This window comes from Paenibacillus sp. HW567 (genome assembly GCF_000374185.1).
Taxonomy (GTDB): domain Bacteria; phylum Bacillota; class Bacilli; order Paenibacillales; family Paenibacillaceae; genus Paenibacillus_AQ.
The window spans coordinates 3,826,578-3,845,861 of sequence record NZ_KB910518.1 but is presented as its reverse complement, the minus strand read 5'-3'; the positions used below and the strand labels follow the sequence as shown (position 1 = coordinate 3,845,861).

At 52.0% G+C, this 19,284-nt stretch carries 16 protein-coding genes; 11 read left to right on the top strand and 5 right to left on the bottom strand.

Annotation, left to right across the window (positions count from 1 at the left end; genetic code table 11):
- Position 1 precedes the first annotated feature (1 nt).
- The 4 genes from B212_RS0117530 to B212_RS34580 all read left to right on the top strand — a co-directional run bounded on the left by B212_RS0117530 (position 2) and on the right by B212_RS34580 (position 5,199).
- A complete protein-coding gene (locus B212_RS0117530) occupies positions 2-1,414 on the top strand; it encodes a glycoside hydrolase family 1 protein (RefSeq protein ID WP_028530899.1) in 1,413 nt (470 codons plus the stop codon).
- A gap of 251 nt (positions 1,415-1,665) precedes the next feature.
- Positions 1,666-2,517, top strand: coding sequence for a BglG family transcription antiterminator LicT (gene licT, locus B212_RS0117525; RefSeq protein ID WP_019912250.1), 852 nt, complete (start codon positions 1,666-1,668; stop codon positions 2,515-2,517).
- Positions 2,518-2,650: 133 nt separating this feature from the next.
- Complete coding sequence (locus B212_RS0117520) at positions 2,651-4,546, top strand: beta-glucoside-specific PTS transporter subunit IIABC (RefSeq protein ID WP_019912249.1); 1,896 nt, start codon at positions 2,651-2,653, stop codon at positions 4,544-4,546.
- 404 nt (positions 4,547-4,950) lie between these two features.
- A complete protein-coding gene (locus B212_RS34580; protein WP_156830159.1) occupies positions 4,951-5,199 on the top strand; it encodes a hypothetical protein in 249 nt (82 codons plus the stop codon).
- On the opposite strand, the gene B212_RS0117510 is transcribed toward B212_RS34580, so the two are convergent.
- Positions 5,121-5,915 (bottom strand): DUF2161 family putative PD-(D/E)XK-type phosphodiesterase, encoded by a 795-nt coding sequence (locus tag B212_RS0117510; protein WP_019912247.1) that lies wholly within the window; start codon positions 5,913-5,915, stop codon positions 5,121-5,123. The genes B212_RS34580 and B212_RS0117510 overlap by 79 nt on opposite strands.
- 229 nt (positions 5,916-6,144) lie before the next feature.
- Between B212_RS0117510 and B212_RS0117505 the strand changes: the two genes are divergently transcribed.
- Positions 6,145-8,040: a PrkA family serine protein kinase gene (locus tag B212_RS0117505; protein WP_019912246.1), complete on the top strand. Its 1,896-nt coding sequence runs from the start codon at positions 6,145-6,147 to the stop codon at positions 8,038-8,040.
- A 416-nt stretch (positions 8,041-8,456) separates the two neighbouring features.
- On the opposite strand, the gene B212_RS0117495 is transcribed toward B212_RS0117505, so the two are convergent.
- On the bottom strand, positions 8,457-9,296 hold the full coding sequence (locus tag B212_RS0117495; RefSeq protein ID WP_019912244.1) for a helix-turn-helix transcriptional regulator: 840 nt from the start codon (positions 9,294-9,296) through the stop codon (positions 8,457-8,459).
- A gap of 161 nt (positions 9,297-9,457) precedes the next feature.
- Between B212_RS0117495 and B212_RS0117490 the strand changes: the two genes are divergently transcribed.
- Both B212_RS0117490 and B212_RS0117485 read left to right on the top strand, forming a co-directional pair.
- The gene (locus tag B212_RS0117490) at positions 9,458-10,486 is read left to right on the top strand and encodes a dienelactone hydrolase family protein (RefSeq protein WP_019912243.1); all 1,029 of its coding nucleotides are present in this window, start codon (positions 9,458-9,460) and stop codon (positions 10,484-10,486) included.
- A gap of 42 nt (positions 10,487-10,528) precedes the next feature.
- Positions 10,529-11,653 carry a glycoside hydrolase family 88/105 protein gene (locus B212_RS0117485; RefSeq protein WP_019912242.1) on the top strand — a complete coding sequence of 375 codons (1,125 nt, stop codon included), beginning with the start codon at positions 10,529-10,531 and terminating at the stop codon, positions 11,651-11,653.
- 137 nt (positions 11,654-11,790) lie between these two features.
- Here the strand turns inward: B212_RS0117485 and B212_RS0117480 are convergent, their stop codons facing one another.
- Complete coding sequence (locus tag B212_RS0117480; protein ID WP_019912241.1) at positions 11,791-12,276, bottom strand: DinB family protein; 486 nt, start codon at positions 12,274-12,276, stop codon at positions 11,791-11,793.
- 173 nt (positions 12,277-12,449) lie between these two features.
- Between B212_RS0117480 and B212_RS35735 the strand changes: the two genes are divergently transcribed.
- Complete coding sequence (locus B212_RS35735) at positions 12,450-13,151, top strand: helix-turn-helix domain-containing protein (RefSeq protein WP_198015869.1); 702 nt, start codon at positions 12,450-12,452, stop codon at positions 13,149-13,151.
- Between the two features lie 16 nt (positions 13,152-13,167).
- A complete protein-coding gene (locus B212_RS35730) occupies positions 13,168-13,341 on the top strand; it encodes a GyrI-like domain-containing protein (RefSeq protein ID WP_198015868.1) in 174 nt (57 codons plus the stop codon).
- Positions 13,342-13,648: 307 nt separating this feature from the next.
- On the opposite strand, the gene B212_RS0117470 is transcribed toward B212_RS35730, so the two are convergent.
- Both B212_RS0117470 and B212_RS0117460 read right to left on the bottom strand, forming a co-directional pair.
- Positions 13,649-15,043, bottom strand: coding sequence for a SpoVR family protein (locus B212_RS0117470; RefSeq protein ID WP_019912240.1), 1,395 nt, complete (start codon positions 15,041-15,043; stop codon positions 13,649-13,651).
- A gap of 756 nt (positions 15,044-15,799) precedes the next feature.
- Complete coding sequence (locus tag B212_RS0117460) at positions 15,800-17,944, bottom strand: alpha-amylase family glycosyl hydrolase (RefSeq protein WP_019912238.1); 2,145 nt, start codon at positions 17,942-17,944, stop codon at positions 15,800-15,802.
- A 338-nt stretch (positions 17,945-18,282) separates the two neighbouring features.
- Here B212_RS0117460 and B212_RS35725 point away from each other — a divergent pair, with 338 nt between their 5' ends.
- Both B212_RS35725 and B212_RS0117455 read left to right on the top strand, forming a co-directional pair.
- Positions 18,283-18,411 (top strand): hypothetical protein, encoded by a 129-nt coding sequence (locus tag B212_RS35725; RefSeq protein WP_269636942.1) that lies wholly within the window; start codon positions 18,283-18,285, stop codon positions 18,409-18,411.
- 177 nt (positions 18,412-18,588) lie between these two features.
- Positions 18,589-19,284, top strand: a complete 696-nt coding sequence (locus B212_RS0117455; protein WP_019912237.1) for a response regulator transcription factor — start codon at positions 18,589-18,591, stop codon at positions 19,282-19,284.

Genomic DNA, 19,284 nt, shown 5'->3' with positions numbered 1-19,284 from the left:
GATGCAGACACCATTTCCCGAAGGATTCTTATGGGGAGGAGCGGTTGCCGCCAATCAATGCGAAGGCGCTTATAACAGCTACGGCAAAGGACTGTCCACACAGGATGTAATGCCGCAGGGGATTGCCGGACCGCTTACGGAGGAGCCGACAGAGAACAATCTGAAGCTGATCGGGATTGATTTTTATCACCGCTATAAAGAGGATGTGAAGCTGTTCGCCGAAATGGGCTTCAAGGTATTCCGCACGTCCATTGCCTGGTCCCGCATTTATCCAAACGGCGACGATCTGACCCCAAATGAGCAAGGCCTGCAGTTCTACGATGATTTGTTCGATGAATGCCTGAAATACGGGATTGAGCCGCTGGTGACGCTGTCCCACTATGAAACGCCGCTGCATCTCGCCAAGGAATATGACGGCTGGGTGAACCGCAAGCTGATCGGGTTCTACGAGCGTTACGTGACTACTGTGTTCAACCGGTATAAGGATAAAGTGAAATACTGGCTGACCTTTAATGAAATCAACTCTATTCTGGAAGCGCCGTTCATGAGCGGAGGCATCTATACGCCAAAAGAAAAGCTGTCCAAGCAGGATTTGTACCAGGCGGTTCATCATGAGCTGGTGGCAAGTGCGCTTGCCGTTAAGCTGGGCCATGAAATCATGCCGGGAGCCCAAATTGGCTGCATGGTGCTCAGTATGCCGACCTATCCGCTGACGCCGAACCCGGACGATGTGATTGCATGTATGGAGTCCGAGCATAAAAATGATTTCTTTGCCGATGTTCATGCCCGCGGCGAGTATCCGAATTATATGAAGCGCTACTTCAGAGATCACGGCATTGAGATTCATTTTGAGCCTGGAGACGCGGAATTGCTTAAGAATACGGTTGATTTTATCTCCTTCAGCTATTATGTGAGCATCTGTGAGACGGGAGATCCCGAGAAGCGAATCGCCGGTAAAGGGAATTTGCTCGGTGGTGTGCCCAATCCGCATCTGGAAGCCAGTGAATGGGGCTGGCAGATTGACCCGCAGGGCCTGCGCTATGTGCTCAATCGTTTCTATGACCGCTACCAGAAGCCGCTGTTTATCGTGGAGAATGGTCTTGGGGCAGTGGATCAACTGACAGATGACGGCAATGGCGGCAAGACGGTGCAAGACGACTACAGAATTAAATATCTTAACGATCATTTGGTGCAGGTGGGAGAAGCCATTCTGGACGGTGTTGAAGTAATGGGCTACACCACCTGGGGCTGTATCGACATTGTCAGCGCATCTACGGCCGAAATGAAGAAACGTTACGGCTTCATCTATGTAGACCGCAACAACGACGGTACAGGCACACTTGCACGATATAAGAAAAAATCTTTTGACTGGTACAAGGAAGTTATTGGAACAAATGGGGCAACATTAGAGTAGGCGCAGCGGCCGGAAGTCCAAACCTTCCCCGCAGCTACGACTAATGCCGACTTGGCAATCTAAAATTCAGCTCCTATAAAAAACCGTTTTCATAAAAACGTTGTCAACCTCAGGTTGATGTGCTAAGATGCTGGTACAGGTAAAATAACTGGATTGTTACTGTTAGTTCAGGCAAAACCAGAAACTGGCGTTCTTATAATGCCCGTTTTGGTTTTGCCTATTTTACTACTCTGACGGTGTAAGGTGATGGAATGAAAATTGCGAAGGTACTCAACAATAATGTCGTCACCGTGCTGGACGCCAGCCAGAAGGAACAGGTCGTTATGGGACGCGGGATTGCCTTCAAGAAACAGGCCGGCGACGAGATTGATGAGGACAAAATTGAGAAGGTATTCTCACTGGACAACAAAGAAGTATCACAAAAGCTTATGGCGCTTCTCTCGGACATTCCGATGGAATATGTGGAGTGCTCCGATGAAGTGATCCGCTACGCCGAGACGGTGCTGGGAGAGAAGCTGCACGACAGCATCTATATCTCGTTGACGGACCATATCCATTTTGCCATCGACCGCCACCGTCAGGGGCTTCAAATCAAGAATGCACTTCTGTGGGAGATTAAACGGATGTACCGCAGGGAGTTCTCGATCGGGCTAAAAGCGCTGCAAATCATCGAGGAGAGGCTTGGTGTTCTGCTGCCGGAGGACGAGTGCGCTTTCATTACCATGCATTTGGTCAATGCCCAGATGAACGGTGAAATGCGGGAAACGGTGAGTATAACCAACATTGTAAAGGACATACTGAACATTGTACGGCGAAGCTTTCTTATCGAGCTGGACGAGGAGTCTCTGGGGTACTTCCGCTTCCTTACGCATCTGAAATTCTTTGCGCAGCGGGTCGTTCAGGGAACACCTATTGAAGACAGGGACAAGGATCATGCGCTGCATGAGCTGGTCAGCAAGCAATACCCGGAGGCCCATGCCTGTGCGATCAAGATTTCGGATTACACACGCAAAATTTACAAGCGGGTCTTGTCCAAGGAAGAAATCCTGTATATGACCATTCATATTGAACGGATTATACGAAACGATGATTCAACTGAATAATGGTGGACGGGATTGTTACTCTAAGCAGGCAAAACCTAAACACGAACGGTGATGAGGGCAAGAGGCATCGCTGGTCGGTGTTTAGGTTTTTATTTTTGTCAAAATACACTCAGAAGCGAAGGTGCACAACATCATGGATAAAAAAGCATTGTCCAAAGAAATACTGAAGCTGGTAGGCGGAGAAGAAAATATTGATCAGGTTACCCATTGTATGACACGTCTGCGTTTCAATCTTAATGACAATGACCGGGCAGACAAGGCGGCTCTGCAGAAAACAGACGGCGTCATGGGCGTTATGATTAACGGAGGGCAATTCCAGGTTATCATCGGCAACGATGTGCCTGTGGTATACAATGAGCTGGTTGGTAATATGAAGGTTTCTCCTGATCAGAAGGTGTCCTCCGGGGCGGTAGAGAAGAAGCAGGGGAACCCGCTCAGCAAGCTGTTTGACTTTATCTCGGGGATCTTCACCCCGATTCTGCCGGCGATCACCGGCGCGGGGATGATTAAAGGGATTGTGGCGCTTCTGGTAGCTATGGGCTGGATGGGAACAAGCAATTCAACCTATGTGATTCTCTCGGCTATCGGCGACGGAGCCTTCTATTTCCTGCCTATCGTCCTGGCGGTCAGCGCCGCCCGCAAGCTGGGAAGCAATATGTATATAGCCGCCGCCATTGGGGCTGCGATTCTTCACCCGACGATTACAACCTTGCTGGCATCCGGTGAAAAGGTTACCTTTGCTTCGCTGCCGGTTGTTGCAGCAACCTATTCGTCTTCCGTAATTCCGATTGTAATTGCCGTATGGCTCGCTTCCTATGTGGAAAAAGCGGTAGATAAAGTAACGCACGCTTCGCTTAAGCTGATCATTGTTCCAACCGTCACACTGCTTGTAATTGTGCCGCTTACACTGGTTGCCGTTGGTCCGCTCGGCGTAATTATCGGGAACGGCCTTACCGGAGGTATTAGCTGGCTGTTCGAAAATACGGGTCTCTTCGCGGGTCTCCTGCTTGGCGGAACCATGTCGCTGCTCATCATTACAGGGATGCACTACGCCTTGATTCCGATTATGATTGCTTCGATTGCGCAGCTCGGCTATGACTACATGATTCCAATCATGATGGTGGCTAACTTTGCACAGGCAGGCAGTGCCCTGGGTGTCTCCCTGAGAACAAAAAATTCCAAGCTGAAGTCTCTTTCGATGTCCACAAGTATTACCGCATTTATGGGGATTACAGAGCCGGCTATGTATGGTGTGAACATGCGCCTGAAGAAGCCGTTCATCGCCGCACTGGTCGGCGGAGCGGTGGGTGGAGCCTTCCTTAGTCTGTTCAAAGTAAAAGCGTATGTAATCGGCGGTCTTGCCGGTCTCTCCGGTATTCCGATGGTTCTGGGTGCGACCTTTGTCTATTCGGTTATCGGCTTTCTGATTGGTTCCGCTGTTGCGGCTATCGTTACTTATATTCTGGGCTTTGAAGATGAAGCTGAGGTAAAAGCTGAGCCGGTGGCGGTATCGGGTTCCGCTGCTGCGGCAAGTGTGTCTGCAGCATCCGCTCCAGCGTCCGAGCTGGTAAGAGTTAGTGAGGAAATTTTCAGTCCAATTACCGGTGAAGTCAAACCGCTGAGCGAAGTGAACGATCCGGCGTTCTCGGAAGAAATTATGGGTAAAGGCTTTGCCATTCAGCCATCTGCAGGCCGTGTGGTGTCACCGATTAACGGGACGGTGTTCTCCTTGTCCAAGAGCGGCCATGCCATTGGCCTCGTCAGTGACAACGGAGCTGAAATGCTGATTCACATCGGGATTGACACTGTGAAGCTGAAGGGCCTGCATTTCTCGCCGAAGGTTGCCGCAGGCACCAAAGTCGCAATCGGCGACCTGCTGATGGAATTCGATCTCGCCGAGATTGAAAAAGCAGGCTTCAGCACCATCACGCCGGTCATCATTACGAATATTCAGGAGTATGACTCCATCGAGTCCGCAGGCCGCTCTTCAGTGAGGGAGAAGGAATTGCTGTATACGGTTCGGGCGTAAACGGATTTAACAGGCGGACAAGCCGTTAAATCTTCAAAAAAGGTGATAACCGGCTAGGGCTGTGCAGCGTCCCTACCGTTGTCACTTGTACGGCAGGAAGAGGAGCTGTCCCCAAGCAGATATTTTGCGGAAGGGACAGCTCCTCTTTGGCGTGCTGCGAAGGATTATTATGCCGTGCAGGAATCCGTAGGGCAGCGCATATTGCGGGATTTAGCGATCCGGGCAAGTATAAAGCTGAGTTGCTTCTGGATAACTGTATTTCCTGCAATTATTCAGGTGGAAAATACCTGATGTGGGCATTTAATTGTAGCTGGTACAGTTAAATGTTGCAGTTAGCGCCTTAATCAGCCAAAAACGTAAATTTATATGTACGGAGTGCAGTTAAACTCCCTTGAGATGCTAAAATGCTTTATTTAACTGTAGAGCGTGCAGCTAAAGTGTCTGAAGGGGCTGGAGCGTCAGCGGGGCGAGATTCCAGACCGGCGGACGATAGGCGGGACCACGCGCGGCGGTCAGCGGACCTTACGGTGACGGTGCCGCAAGGGCGTGCGGTCCGCCGTGCGGAGCGGCAGGCCTACAGCTTGCCCGCGCTGATCTCCGCGATTGCGGCGTATTCGATCAGCGCTGCGGTTCCGGCGGCCGTGAGCGTGTAGCGGCCGCGCTCCACCCGGAAGAACCACCCATAGTAGTTCTTCTGCAGGAACGCGGCGGCGCCCGGCACGCCGCTTCTCTTGCGCAGCTCGGCGGGAGTCACGCCGCGCCGCGCCTCTGCCCCGGGCGCGCCGCGAAGCTGGGCGCGCGAGCCGGCGAGGCCGGCCGCGTGAGCGGCTTCGGCCTCGGCCGCCTGCAGCGCGAGTGCCACGCGCAGCGCCTTCTCGCGGTAGGCCGTCACGAGCTTGACGCGCGTGCTGCCGCCGGTGTTGTAGTCCCCGCTGCGCTCGCGGAACTCATAGAGCAGCCGCTCGCGCCGCCGCGCGCCGCTGCGGACCTGAGGCGGCGTGTCGCCCGGCTCCGCGAGCACCTCGACGAGCGGGGCCTTGGTCTTGTAGAAGACCACGGTGATCAGCCCGAGGCCGAGCCGGCGGCACAGCCCGGTAAGTTCGCCCCAGCGCTGGTTCACCGCGCCTTTTTTGTCCCGCACCCGTTCTACCGCAAGGTAGACGCTCGGACTAAGCTTCAGTCGTTCAACCCCCTGCAGCAGCAGAGCGAGGTTGAACGATTTTTTCATCTCCACGATCAGCGGCAGCTCCTCGTCCGCCCGTATGCCCACCAAATCGCAGGTCCGCACCTCGCCTTTGATCTCATAGCCTTGTCCTTCAAAAAATTTTTTCAAAGGAGCATATAGCTCCGTTTCATGCTTGACGGCCATAGTTGTCACTCCTGCGCCTTAGATTAAAGTTATATGCAAGCTTTCGCTCCCCCCCTTGAAGAACGTGAAAACAGCTTCGCTGCAGGAGAGCTGCGGGATAGAGAAATTAACGATTCTCTATTATAGCACAGCAAAAAAGAGGTCAACTATTCCGGGCTCGCCGCATAGTTATGTAATACACTTTTAAAGCTGGTGGAGCAAGTAGGAGCGCAAGAGGAGGCAGCGAGCAATGGATATATTTGAGCGTATAGCTTCGTATCGGGCTGAGAACGACCGTTTGGCGTGGAGCGGCACCTTCAAGGACTATATAGAACTATTGAAAAAAGACCCCTCTCCCGCCAAAACGGCTCATTCCCGCGTATACGACATGATCAAGTCACACGGCGTTGAAGAGATCAACGGACGCAAAAGGTATAAGTTTTTTGAGCAGGAGATTTTTGGACTCGACCGTGCCGTCGAGAAGCTGGTGGAGGAGTATTTTCATTCCGCGGCCCGGCGGCTTGATGTGCGCAAACGGATATTGCTGCTGATGGGACCGGTCAGCGGGGGCAAATCGACAATCGTTACGCTGCTGAAGCGCGGCCTTGAGCTGTATTCGCGCACCGATGCGGGTGCGGTATATGCGATTGAAGGCTGCCCGATGCATGAGGACCCGCTGCATTTGATCCCCCTGGAGCTGCGTCCTGAGATTGAGCGGGAGCTTGGGGTACGCATTGAGGGCAACCTGTGCCCCTCCTGCCAGATGCGGCTGAGGAATGAATACCGCGGCGACATTGAGCAGGTGAAGGTAGTGCGTGTGCTGCTGTCGGAGGAGGAGCGTGTCGGTATCGGGACCTTCAGTCCTTCCGATCCGAAGTCGCAGGATATTGCCGACCTGACAGGCAGCATCGACTTTTCCACCATTACCGAATTCGGATCAGAATCCGACCCGCGCGCCTACCGGTTCGACGGGGAGCTGAACAAGGCCAACCGCGGGCTGATGGAGTTCCAGGAAATGCTCAAGTGCGATGAGAAATTTCTCTGGAACCTGCTGTCGCTGACCCAGGAGGGGAATTTCAAGGCAGGCCGGTTCGCGCTCATTTCGGCGGATGAAATGATCATTGCCCATACGAATGAAACGGAGTATAAATCCTTCATCTCCAATAAAAAGAACGAAGCGCTCCAGTCGCGTATGATCGTTATGCCGGTTCCATATAACCTCAGAGTGTCTGAGGAGGAGAAAATCTACGCCAAGCTGATCGCCCAGAGCGACATGAAGCATGTGCATATTGCCCCGCATGCGCTGCGGGCAGCGGCGATTTTCTCCATCCTGACCCGCCTTAAGGAGAGCAAGAAGCAGGGCATGGATCTGATCAAAAAGCTGCGCATGTACGACGGTGAAGAGGTCGAGGGCTACAAGGAAGCCGATCTCAAGGAGATGCAGACCGAGTATCTGGACGAAGGGATGTCCGGTATCGACCCGCGTTATGTCATCAACCGGATTTCCAGTGCGCTGATCAAGGGCGATTTGCAGTGCATGAATGCGCTGGATGTGCTGCGGGCAATCAAGGACGGTCTGGACCAGCATCCTTCAATTACGAAGGAGGAGCGGGAGCGTTATCTGAACTTTATTTCCATTGCCCGCAAGGAATACGACATTCTGGCCAAGAGCGAGGTGCAGAAGGCTTTTGTCTACTCTTTTGAGGAATCGGCCAAAACACTGTTCGAGAACTATCTCGACAACATCGAAGCGTTCTGCAACTGGGCCAAAATCCGTGACCCGCTCACGGATGAGGAGATGGAGCCGGATGAGCGCCTGATGCGCTCCATTGAAGAGCAGATCGGCATTTCCGAAAATGCCAAGAAGGCGTTCCGCGAAGAGATTCTGATCCGCATTTCCGCCTATTCCCGCAAAGGCAAAAAGTTCGAATACAATAATCATGACCGGCTCCGCGAAGCCATTGAGAAAAAGCTGTTTGCTGACCTGAAGGATATCGTCAAAATCACCACCTCCTCCAAAACACCGGATGAAAGCCAGCTTAAGCGCATTAACGAGGTGTCCAGACGTCTGATCGACGATCACGGCTACTGCCCGATCTGCGCCAATGAGCTGCTCAAATATGTCGGAAGCCTGCTGAACCGGTAGGTCCCTGCCGGCTGCGGCTGCCGGTTGCCTGAATAATCTCCTCGGCAAGCGGCAGCGCAATGAAGAAGCGTGTCCCCGGAACGGCGGGACACGCTTCTTGTGGCTTATTTTTCGGACATGCAGTGCCTTGTTAGTGCTGCGGCTTGGCGGACCATTCCGAAAATTGCTTCTGGTATTCGGTCAAGGCGGTGTCAGCTATAAAAAAGGGGGTGTATAGCTTCTTTCTCTTTCCGAGGACGCTCTCCCCCTTTAAAAACATCGTATTACACCCATTTTAGAGGGACAAGTGACTCCGTTACAAGCAGTGAAAGGGTATAACTGAACAAGGAAGTGTAAAAATGAAGAAATAAAGCATGGAAAATGCAAGAAAATTACACTTATACGAACTATAATTGGTTGTGCTTACATTCTGCTCGTTAGCTGCCCTTCCGGTATTGGAGAGGCGTCAGACCGGTAGATTTTTTGAATGTCTTGTTGAAATGGGACAGATGCTCGAATCCGACCAGAGAAGCGATCTCCTGAATTTTGACTGAAGTGCCTGCCAAGAGACGTTCGGCTTCCCTGACGCGTACATGAACGATGTATTCCCGGAAATGAAAGCCTGTCAGCCGGTGGAAAACCCGGCTCAGGTAAGAGGGGCTGATGAAAAAGTGCCCCGCTGTCTTTTCCAGAGTTAATGTCTCCCGGTAGTGATCGCGGATAAAGGTCGCAACATCCGTCACCAGATGATGGAGCGGATGTTTCGTCTCCCCGGTCTGCGAGGTGTTCTCTGAACGCTGAAGCAGGAGCATTAGCTCGGTAAACAGTGTAACTATAGCCGTCTCATAATACGGGCGCTGGAGCCGGCATTCTTCCAGCATCCGGTGCAGCAGGCCTTCCGCCTCGTTCTGCTCGCGCAGGGTCAGTCTGAACAGGCGGTACCTGGGGTGCTGGAACCATTGGGCCTCGGTCTGGAGCGGAGCAGGCAGCAGGCCCGGATCATAATTAATCAGAATCCGTTCGAATTCAGCGATTTCGGAGCTTGAGGTAGCATGAAGCTCCCGGCCGGGGATGAGGATCAGCTCGCCTTTATGAACCGTAACCACCCGGTCGTCTACGAAGTATACGCGCTCACCTTCTGTGAGGTAGTACAGCTCGGTCAGCTCATGGCTGTGGGGCCGGGGCATGGCGGTAACCCCCTTGCGTTTCATGTGCTGGATGCTGAACCGTTCTTCTTCTATATAATATTTGGGACTTACGCTGCTCACGCTATTCATGAATCTCCCCATCTCTTCCGAAGCGTTAAGGTTATTATAGAATAGTTACTGGCTGATATGAAAGAAGCCGCCATGTTAATTGTTGTCTGTGATGGCTGGCGGGTATCCTGAAGGCTATTAAGCATCTGCATATTGCGGATTGGAGAAGGAGGCGGCTTCAGATGGAACCACTTGAGCATTACATGAAGCAATTGACAGATTCTGCACCGCACAGCTCTGCGTACCGCAAGGACATTCCTTACGGGGAATGGCGGGCCGGGCTGGCAGCAGCTTTTGCTGAACGGCTGGGCGGCTTCCCGGAGAGACATGCAGAGCTGCAGCCTGATCTTCTGGAGGAGACAGCTTGTCCCGGGTATACCCGGAGGCGTGTTGAGATCACTACCTGCGAGGGGCTGCGCATGCCGCTCTATCTCCTAATCCCGGACCGTCCGCTCTCTTCTCCCGCACCTGCGGTTCTAGCAATTCACGGACACGGCTACGGCAGCCGGGAGATCATCGGTCTGGAGCCGGACGGCTCGGACCGGGAAGGCGACCCGGGGCTGCATAAGGATTTTGCCGTGTCCCTGGTGAGACAAGGCTTCATCGTCGCCGCGCCGGAGCTGCTCGGCTTCGGGGACAGACGTCTGCAGGAGGACCTCGCCAGCGGAGAGCCCGGTCGTAATTCCTGCTTCCGCCTGTCTTCGGCACTGCTGCTGGCCGGCCGGACGATGGCCGGCTGCCGCATCTACGAAACCATGCGGGCGCTGGATTATCTGCAGAGTCTGGTTGAGGTCAGCCCGGAACGCGTAGGCATTATGGGGATTTCCGGCGGAGGACTGGTGGCCGGCTTCACGGCGGCACTTGACGAACGGATTGCCTGCGCCGTGGTCAGCGGGTACGCCAATACATTTGCAGACAGCATTCTGACCAGAAGCCACTGTCTGGATAACTATATTCCCGGCATTCTGCTGGAGGCGGAAATGCCGGATCTGCTGGGGCTGATTGCACCGCGCGGTTTGTTCCTGGAATCGGGAGACGCGGATCAACTGTTCGGACCGGACCCGGCAAGGCAAGCCTTAGCCAGGCTACAGCAGATTTATGAAGCTGCGGGCCAAGGGCGCGGGGTCGAGGCGGATTTTTTTGCAGGGGGGCATGAAATTCATGGTGAACCGGCGTTTAGCTGGCTGCGGAGGCAGCTTGCCGGTATATAAGATCGAACTTAGCTTGTCAGACAAGCGACAGGAGGAATAGCGATGCGTCTAGCTCAAGCAACGGATGTACGGTGGTCCCGCAAAATCGCGGATACAATTCTCGGCGGGCGCAATGCGGAGGGGGAGCACGAATTTGTACTGGAACGCTGGGCATATGTCCCCGGCATGCTGCTGATGGCGGTGGCCCGGGCCGGAGTTCAGCTCGCAGAGCCGGAGTATCTGACATTTATGGAGCGGCATATGAACACCTTCATTGGAGAGGACGGCTCCATCCGTACCTATTCGCTGGAGGAATACAACCTGGACCAGATCAACCAGGGGAAAAATCTGTTCTGGCTGTACCAGAATACCGGAGAGACCCGCTACGCCGAAGCGGCCCATCTGCTGGTAGCTCAGCTCATCGGTCATCCCCGCACCTCGGAAGGCGGGTTCTGGCACAAGAAGATTTATCCCTTCCAGATGTGGCTGGACGGATCGTATATGGCGTCGCCGTTTCTTGCTGAATATGGAGCAGTATTTCAGCGCCCGGAGCTGATCCACGAAGCCGCCCACCAACTGCTGCTGATTGAGCGCAGAACCCGCGACCCGCGCACCGGCCTGCTCTATCACGGTTGGGATGAATCCCGGGAGCAGGAATGGGCCGACTCCTCCACCGGCTTGTCGTCCCATTTCTGGAGCCGGGCGATGGGCTGGTATGCGATGGCTGTAGTGGATTGTCTAGAGCATTTTCCTGTTACACATCCCCAGCGGGGAACCATCATCGGGATTTTCCAGCGCATGTGCGGAGCGCTTGTGGACGTTCAGGACAAGGAGACTGGTCCTTGGTACCAGGTGCTGGATCAAGCGGGACGCAAAGGCAACTATCTCGAAGCCACCGGCTCCTGCATGTTTGTATATGCGATGGCCAAAGGGCTGCGGCTGCGGTATCTGGAGCCTTCCTTCAAAGATTCGATGCTGAACGGCTATGAAGGGATACTGGCGCATTTGACCAGTGAGGATGAACAGGGCGTTCATTTGCATCGGATTTGCCACGGGGCGGGTCTCAGCAAGGACCGGAACGGCTCCTATGACTATTATATTTCCGAGGCCGTAGTGTCTGATGCGCCGATGGGGGTGGCCCCATTCTTACTGGCGTCGCTTGAAGTGGAGCGGTATGGCGATGATTAGCCTGGAAGTTTGATTACTGTACTTGAGTAACCTACAGTGAACCGCAAAGAAGCGTACCTCCTGCAACAAGCGGTACGCTTCTTTTTTGCGGAAGAGCTTGTCCTCTGGTATGAACACCTTGCCTATGATTGGCGGGTTTACTTGCCGGTGATGGACTGTATGTATTGCTCCATTTGCTTCTTATGGTGTTTGTCATGCGGAATAAAGTCTCTCAGATACCCCCGGAAGCTGAATTTCTTGCGGTCCCCGTCCAAATGGATTTTCGCAAATTCTTCCTCACCCGATAGCATAATGACATCTAAAATCTTCTTCCGGTACAGCACAAATTGCTGGATAGCCGTCTGTTTGTTCAGGGGCTTCGCGTATTCAACGGCCCGGGCGTTGAACTCGTTGAAGTTCTGATGTGTTACTGTCAGCGGCTGATCCTCCTTCACTTTAGCGATAGCTTCCTCATAAAAGTATTTGTCCCACAGCATGATGTGGCAGAGCATCTCCTTTAATGACCATTTGCCAGCCTCGATGGGTGCTTCCCAGTCTGCCTCTGCAAGGGCATCCAGCGATTCAATATAAGGGATGAAGGACTGGTATTCCAATTCTAATTGTTCTTTTGTTTTTGCTGCCATAAACTCTCCTCCAGTTCAATAATTAATCCAGAATATAGTGCTTACTATACCTGAATTAACTTGACTACACCCTGTCAGGTTACATTTGTAGCGGCTTAGCAAAACAGGAACAGCTCCGGGCGCGGGCAGTTGCTATAATGAAATCACCGATCGGGGAAAGGCTGGGTGGCTGCTTGAATTACAGTAAAGATATTGAACGCTGCATTGAATATATTGAGAACAATATTAAAAAAAATCTGACAGCCGAGGACATTGCGGCGGAGGCTGGATATTCGCTCTATCATTTCAGCCGGGTGTTCAGTCTGTGCAAGGACATGCCGGTGATGGAGTATGTGCGGAGCCGGAAGCTGTCCCTGGCAGCGGTCGAGCTATTCAGCGGCAGACGGATTATGGATATTGCGCTGGATTATGGCTTCGAGACGCAGAGCGGGTTCGCGAAGGCGTTCCGCAAGACTTACGGCTATACGCCCTCGCAATATGCGGCGCGGATGGAAGGGTTTCTGCTGAATCAGGACAGAACTATTTTAGAAATCGGAGGTTATTTGATGGAACCTGTATTTGTAAAAAAACATGGCTTCCGCGTGGCGGGCTACGGCATCCACACCAATGTGGCGGAAGGTCAGTATACGAAGGATATCGCTTCGTTCTGGAGCAATTATGAAGGCGAGAATCTGGAATCGAAAATGTACGGCATTCTGAATCCGCCGAAGCACGGAGAGGTTGGCTTATGTGTGCCAGGCACTGAGAGCGGCAATGCCACTTATCTGCTGGGTGTGGTTGTGGAGGACTTCAGCCGGGTCACCGGGGACATGCTCACGGCGGAGGTACCGGAGGCGGAATACGCCGTGTTCACCACACCGCCCGTGGATACCTAAAGATCAGGAGGCGTTTGTGCAGGTGATTAAGAGCACCTGGAGGTATATTTTTGAGGAATGGTTCCCGGCCAGCGGCTACGAGTATGCTGAAGGCAAGCTGGATTTCGAGTATTACGACGAACGCTGCCACGGGAGAGTGGATACAGTGATGGAGATTTACGTTCCGGTGAGGGTACGGGCGGGAAAATAGTTGTGTGGGGCAAAGGCTGTGCGGTGGATGCCGTAACTGCGGGAATGTTGGGACTTCCGGCCGCTGTGGTCTCCGGATTTATTTTATAATATCCCCTTGCGGATTAAATCCGGAGACAGCTTATCTTACGATGCTAGCTTTCCTACGGAAAACTCTCAGGCGGACGCTTTCGCTCCTACAGTTCCAAAATTCCCTCCGTTACTCTCACCATCACAGCCTTTACGTGTGCTATTTTCCCGGTCACTGGGGGTAGCGACCAGAAAAAGGCCCGCAGCGCACAATCGTGTGCTGGCGGGCCAACTCCCTACTACATAAACTTCCGCTGCACCTTTTTGCCGTCATAGGTAAAAAGGGCTTTTTTGTCTTCGACCACGGTTTGCAGGTGCACGGTGCGGCCCCACAGGGTATAGATATGCGGGAGCGTGCGCTCCAGGTATTTCAGGTCCAGCTCAATGCTCTCGTAGCGGTGCACGATCAGCAGCTCGCCGTTGCGCTCGTAGTCGGCGTCCTGAATGACAAGATACGGCGAGCCGCCGTTGACCCGGGCGAGTACGAGCTGGTCGCGGACATTTTCCCAGGCCTTGTCGGTGATTTTCCATTCCGGGCCTTTCTTCTCGAAGACGTACAAGTCCAGATCATTGACCAACTGCTTCGACAGATAGCTGCGGATAAAAGAGATGTCAGAGTCCAGCTCCCGCACCTCGAACATTTTATCGCGGTCCCAGCGGCGTTCGATGTCCTCAAAGATTTTCAGCCCCAAATAATACGGATTCAGGCTCTGGCGGGAGGGCTGCACAACCGCGGAATTCAGCTTGGCGTATTCGACTGTCTCTTCCGGCGTCAGATCCAGCTCGCGCATGATCCGCTGATGCCAGAAGGAGGCCCAGCCTTCGTTCATGATCTTGGTCTCCATCTGCGGCCAGAAGTAGAGCATTTCGTCACGCAGCATGGTCATGATGTCGCGCTGCCAGCTCTCAAGCGACGTGGAATATTGCTGGATGAACCAGACGATATCCTTCTCCGGCTCGGGCGGGAAGGCGCGTTTGCCTGCGGAATCCGCCTCCGGGGTACCCGCATTGCCCTTATCCAGATTCCACAGCTCATCATAAGGATTTGCCGGTCCGGCGCCGCCGGATGAGGCGTCCTTGCGCTCCTGCATCTTGGCTTCCAGCAGGTGGGTTTTGCCCAGCTTGCGCGGCTGGATCAGGCTGGGGTCGATGTGCTCCTGAACGGCCAGCACGGAGTCGATGAAGCTCTCCACCGCATCTGTACCATAGGTGACGGAATAGCCGGCGATCCGGTCCGCCGTAGCCGACATGCTCTCGACCATGTCGCGGTTGGACATCGAGAAGCGCATATTGTTCTTGAAAAAATCGCAGTGAGCCAGCACATGCGCCACGATCAGCTTGTTCTGGACAAGCGAGTTGCCGTCCAGCAGAAAGGCATAGCAGGGATTGGAGTTAATGACAAGCTCGTAGATTTTGCTGAGTCCAAAATCATATTGCGACTTCATCTTGTGAAACGTCTTGCCGAAGCTCCAATGCCCGAACCGCGTAGGCATCCCGTAGGCCCCGAAGGTATAAATAATATCGGCAGGGCATATTTCATAACGCATCGGGTAAAAATCCAGCCCGAACCCGGAAGCAATCTCCGTAATCTCGGCAATCGCCCGCTCCAGCGCCCTAATCTCATCTCCGGGCATGATCCCATCTCCCCCTCCAGCTTGGCTGTATGCTGCAACCTATTCTGACAAGGCCGCAAAGGTTCCGCGACAACGCCCGGAACTGTTCTTTTTATGTATATGGGGAGGAGGAGAGGGGTATGACGTTCTGAATAATCTCTGGGGCGGCAGGATTTTGCTGAGGAATTTAAAACCAATCTATTGCACTATCTGCAGCAGTTTAGCTTCAAATCAACCGGAAAACAGAAACTATTGCACTCTCTACATTAGATTTGCGTGAAAAGTTCATTCAGGGCCGAAATACCAGAAATCAATTGTACCAAATACAATAGAATGCCATTGACCGCCCTACAATGAGTATTCTATCCTGAAATAACGATGTCCGAACAGAGGACATTGTTATGGAAGCCTCGAATTTGGCGAAGCCAAATTGAGGGTCTTCTATGAAATTTCATCGTCTGAAGTGCCGCGAAAGAGCGGCATGGATGTCTAGTGCACAAAGTGCAATCACGTTGAGAATGGCTCAGATCAATGAGGAAGCAGCGGCTGTACTATTTAGCATTATCTCTAGGCTCAGTAAGCAACTGTGCAAACTCCTCTTCGTCGTCGCATTTCATTTTTTCGATACATATTGGCTTCCGGCATATACATTTCGACTGATAGCGCTCTTCCCAGATAAAAAAGCACGGCGTCTCCACCTAGCCCGAGAATGGGCGGCGAAGATTCCGTGCTAGCGGCTCCTGCTTAACTATATCTGGTCAAGTCAGCATTTATCGTTTAATTCTGCCAGTCGACCGTCACTGTGCTTACGCCGCTGGTTGGTGACGTATACGTATGGTTGCTGCCGCCTTCCCAGGTGACGGTGGTGCCGTTCGACTTGATGAACTTGAACTGCAGTGCTGTCCCTGCCGGTACGCTGACGTCGAAATACCATGTTGGATAGGAGGCTTCAACTACGTTGTACATTGGGCCAATAGCACCAGAGGTATTCCAGGCACCAAGCTCAGCTACATTGCCGACCAGGTATACACTTGTTCCAAGGGTTGTGGTGGCGTTGTTGACTTTAAAGCGCACGGTGACCTGATCGGCCGTCAGCACGTTGAAATTGCTGAAAGCATTGCTCTTCGTACTGGAAGCAGTGGCTACCGATACAGCCGTCTTGCCTGCAGAGACACTTGGAATCTTCACTTTAATCTGGGAGTCTTCCCAGCTCACAATGTTTGAACCGGTGACAGCCGTAGTGCCAAAATAGACTGTGCCCGCCGTGCTGCCAAAGCCGCGGCCGTCAATCGTCACAGTGTTGCCCGGTTTGCCCATGGTTGGTCCTACATTGGCGATGGCCGGCGAAGTCTCTGCCGCAACATATTGCCAAACCGCCGTTCCTCCGGCTGCAAGCGTGAAATTCGAGACGGAGCCGGTGCTGCTGGCGGTAATTGAATTGCCGTTTAACAGGCCACCCAGCACATCCGAATAGGTGCCCGCAGGCAGCGACGATAACAGGTTCGAAATCGGATAAGGCGTGGACGTGTTGCGGTTGATGGCAACGAGGGCGACGCTTTTGCCGAATTTCCGTTCATAAATGAAGACGTCGTCATTGACCCAGCGCTGTGTGGTCGTTCCGTAAGCAATAGCCGGATTGGACTTGCGCAGGGGGGCCAAGGCTTTAATCAGCTTGTAAGCTGTTGTGTTGGTGTTGAACCCTGTCATCATGGCCCGGTTATTCGGATCACCAACGCCGGTCATGTACTGCTCGGTGCCATAGTAGATGGCGGGTACTCCGCGGGATGTCAGGGTGAGCGCCAGTGCTTGTTCGGTTGGCCGCGTGCTGGAGCCTGCCACCTGGAAGCGGTCCATATCATGATTGTCGATAAAGGTTACCATATTATTAATATAATTATAGCTGGATGCAGTAGAGGCTAACACTGAGTTGAGATCGTTCATAGTTTCCGATTTGTCCTTGAATACTTCCCGAACCTCCTGAGCGTATGCGAAGTCAAGCAGGTTCATACCGCTGTTGTTGGCAAAATTGACGTTGTCCGAGCTGGTTTCGTCAGTGCCAAGGAACCATTCGCCGAAGGTGAACACCGGATGACTGCTGCTATAGATGGAGGAGACGTAGCTTTTTTGCCAGCCGAATGGCATATGTTTCACTGCGTCAAACCGGATGCCGTCCACACCGAGGCCAAGCCAGAGGTCTATGGCTTCCTTGAAATAGCTGTCGATTGTGCTGTTATTTTGATTGATGTCCGCCAGATCATAGAGGTTTCTGTAAATACCGTCTTCAATGGTGGAAAAATCCGTGCCGCCGTTGTGATGGAACAAACCCGCGGAGTCGCTTCCATAAGCTCCGAGCAACGTGCCGTTATTATACAGCTTACCGTTCTCGGCAAAGCTTGCGTTCGTGGATGAAGCCGGGCTGGTATGGTTTGGAGCGAAGTCGATAATGACCTTGATGTTATTCGCATGCGCCGTGGAGATCAGGTTCTGAAAATCGGTGAAGCTGCCGAAGGCGGCATTGGTTTTTTTGAAATCCCGGGGCCAATATCCGTGGTAAGCTGTGTTGTTAACGCCGGAATAGTTGATGACAGAGGTGATGTTCTCCACAGGCTGAGAAATCCAAATTGCCGTAACGCCCATACCCGTCAGGTAGCCGTCATTGATTTTGTTGATGATTCCCTGCCAGTCTCCCCCAAAATACAGCTTTAAATTGGAATGATCGCTGCTGAATGCAGAGCCTGTCGGATTGTTAGACGAATTGCCGTCTGCGAACCGGTCGGTCACAATTTGATAAACAACGTCCGTGCTGTAATCAAGTTTGTTATTCACGCTTGTATCCGGGGAAGCCCATGCGGGTAATGCGGCACCGAGTACCATGCTCATTGAAAGCGATAGAGTGGTCAAAAGCTTTGAATACGATTTCATAATTGAACTCTCCTTTCAAATGTTATGCCTTTAATCTTCGGATCGGTCCTGCTTACTTCTTCTTCAGCATCTGCCTGTTTCACGGTGAACCGTATGCAATTAAACGATAGGAAACCGGTTTCCTCACCAAAATACCACTCTATCAGGATCAAGTCAATGACTAAAATGGTATATTTTATAAAAAATACATTTTTATATGTTGGGGAAAAGTGGCGGATAGTTGCTTCTGTCTGAGATTTTTTAAAAGACTCCTAAAAATGCTATTATAGATTTAGAAAAATATTCCTATGCATCATTTTACAATTTCCGAGTAATTTATCAACTTAGGAGGAATTATCGTGGCTATTACTTTGCGGAGATCCATTGCTGGAGTTGCAGGGTGGACGAATTGGAAAAGACAATTGAATCATGTTAAATGCAATGTTGTGGGTAGCTCGTTCTGGCGTGCCTTGGCGGGATTTGCCTGACCACTATCCATCCTTTTGATGTTAATGCGAGCCTTGCCCAGGTCGTTGCTCAAGCTCTTCTTCCAGCTTATCCGGGACTGGAGAGGCGCTTTGAGCGCGACTTTTTTTAATGCGAGAATTCTATGCGGCTCTTGGTTTATAAATGCAGTCCATTTAAAGCGGCCGGGAGGTATAAATATGCTAAAAACGATATTAGTCGTAGACGACGATGAAGAAATCGTACAACTGATCACAAAGAGTTTAAGGTTCGAGCAATTTACAATAGTTTCGGCATACTCCGGGAAAGAAGCCTTATCCGCATTGGAGGAAAATCACATTGATTTCATCGTTCTTGATATAGTAATGCCTGATATGGATGGACTTGATGTCTGCAGAAGTATCCGAGGTTCTTATAATGTTCCCATTCTGTTTTTAAGTGCGCGTGATAAGGACATTGATAAAATTGTCGGGCTTGAAATAGGAGCAGACGATTACATGACCAAACCTTTCAGTATTCAGGAGCTTGCCTCCAGGATAAAGGCTCACTTCAGAAAAATGGACAGGCTGTTTAAAGAGTGGGATGAGCTTAATCCCAGTAACGAAAAGGCTGATTCTCCGCTCATTTTGAACGATAAGACGTTTGAAGCCTTCCTGAATAGCAGGAGGCTCGACTTATCAACGAAAGAATTTCAGATTCTGTCTTTCCTCATGCGCCACCCCAATAATGTATTGACTCGTGAGCAGATATATGAAAACGTCTGGGGAGACGAATTCGGAGAATTAAATACCGTAACGGTTCATATCAAAAATATCCGTAAGAAGCTTGGTCCTGAATATGACTTTATTAAAACAATTTGGGGCATAGGATATAAATATACGGAAAGAGAGCAATAG

Bases quoted from the DNA above. Each gene is read 5' to 3' on its own strand.
- B212_RS0117455 (WP_019912237.1), top strand. From the start codon at position 18,589: ATGCTAAAAACGATATTAGTCGTAGACGACGATGAAGAAATCGTACAA.
- B212_RS0117470 (WP_019912240.1), bottom strand. From the start codon at position 15,043: ATGCCCGGAGATGAGATTAGGGCGCTGGAGCGGGCGATTGCCGAGATT.
- B212_RS0117520 (WP_019912249.1), top strand. From the start codon at position 2,651: ATGGATAAAAAAGCATTGTCCAAAGAAATACTGAAGCTGGTAGGCGGA.
- B212_RS0117490 (WP_019912243.1), top strand. From the start codon at position 9,458: ATGGAACCACTTGAGCATTACATGAAGCAATTGACAGATTCTGCACCG.
- licT (WP_019912250.1), top strand. From the start codon at position 1,666: ATGAAAATTGCGAAGGTACTCAACAATAATGTCGTCACCGTGCTGGAC.
- B212_RS0117505 (WP_019912246.1), top strand. From the start codon at position 6,145: ATGGATATATTTGAGCGTATAGCTTCGTATCGGGCTGAGAACGACCGT.
- B212_RS0117495 (WP_019912244.1), bottom strand. From the start codon at position 9,296: ATGAATAGCGTGAGCAGCGTAAGTCCCAAATATTATATAGAAGAAGAA.
- B212_RS0117480 (WP_019912241.1), bottom strand. From the start codon at position 12,276: ATGGCAGCAAAAACAAAAGAACAATTAGAATTGGAATACCAGTCCTTC.
- B212_RS0117530 (WP_028530899.1), top strand. From the start codon at position 2: ATGCAGACACCATTTCCCGAAGGATTCTTATGGGGAGGAGCGGTTGCC.
- B212_RS34580 (WP_156830159.1), top strand. From the start codon at position 4,951: ATGCTTTATTTAACTGTAGAGCGTGCAGCTAAAGTGTCTGAAGGGGCT.
- B212_RS0117510 (WP_019912247.1), bottom strand. From the start codon at position 5,915: ATGGCCGTCAAGCATGAAACGGAGCTATATGCTCCTTTGAAAAAATTT.
- B212_RS0117460 (WP_019912238.1), bottom strand. From the start codon at position 17,944: ATGAAATCGTATTCAAAGCTTTTGACCACTCTATCGCTTTCAATGAGC.
- B212_RS0117485 (WP_019912242.1), top strand. From the start codon at position 10,529: ATGCGTCTAGCTCAAGCAACGGATGTACGGTGGTCCCGCAAAATCGCG.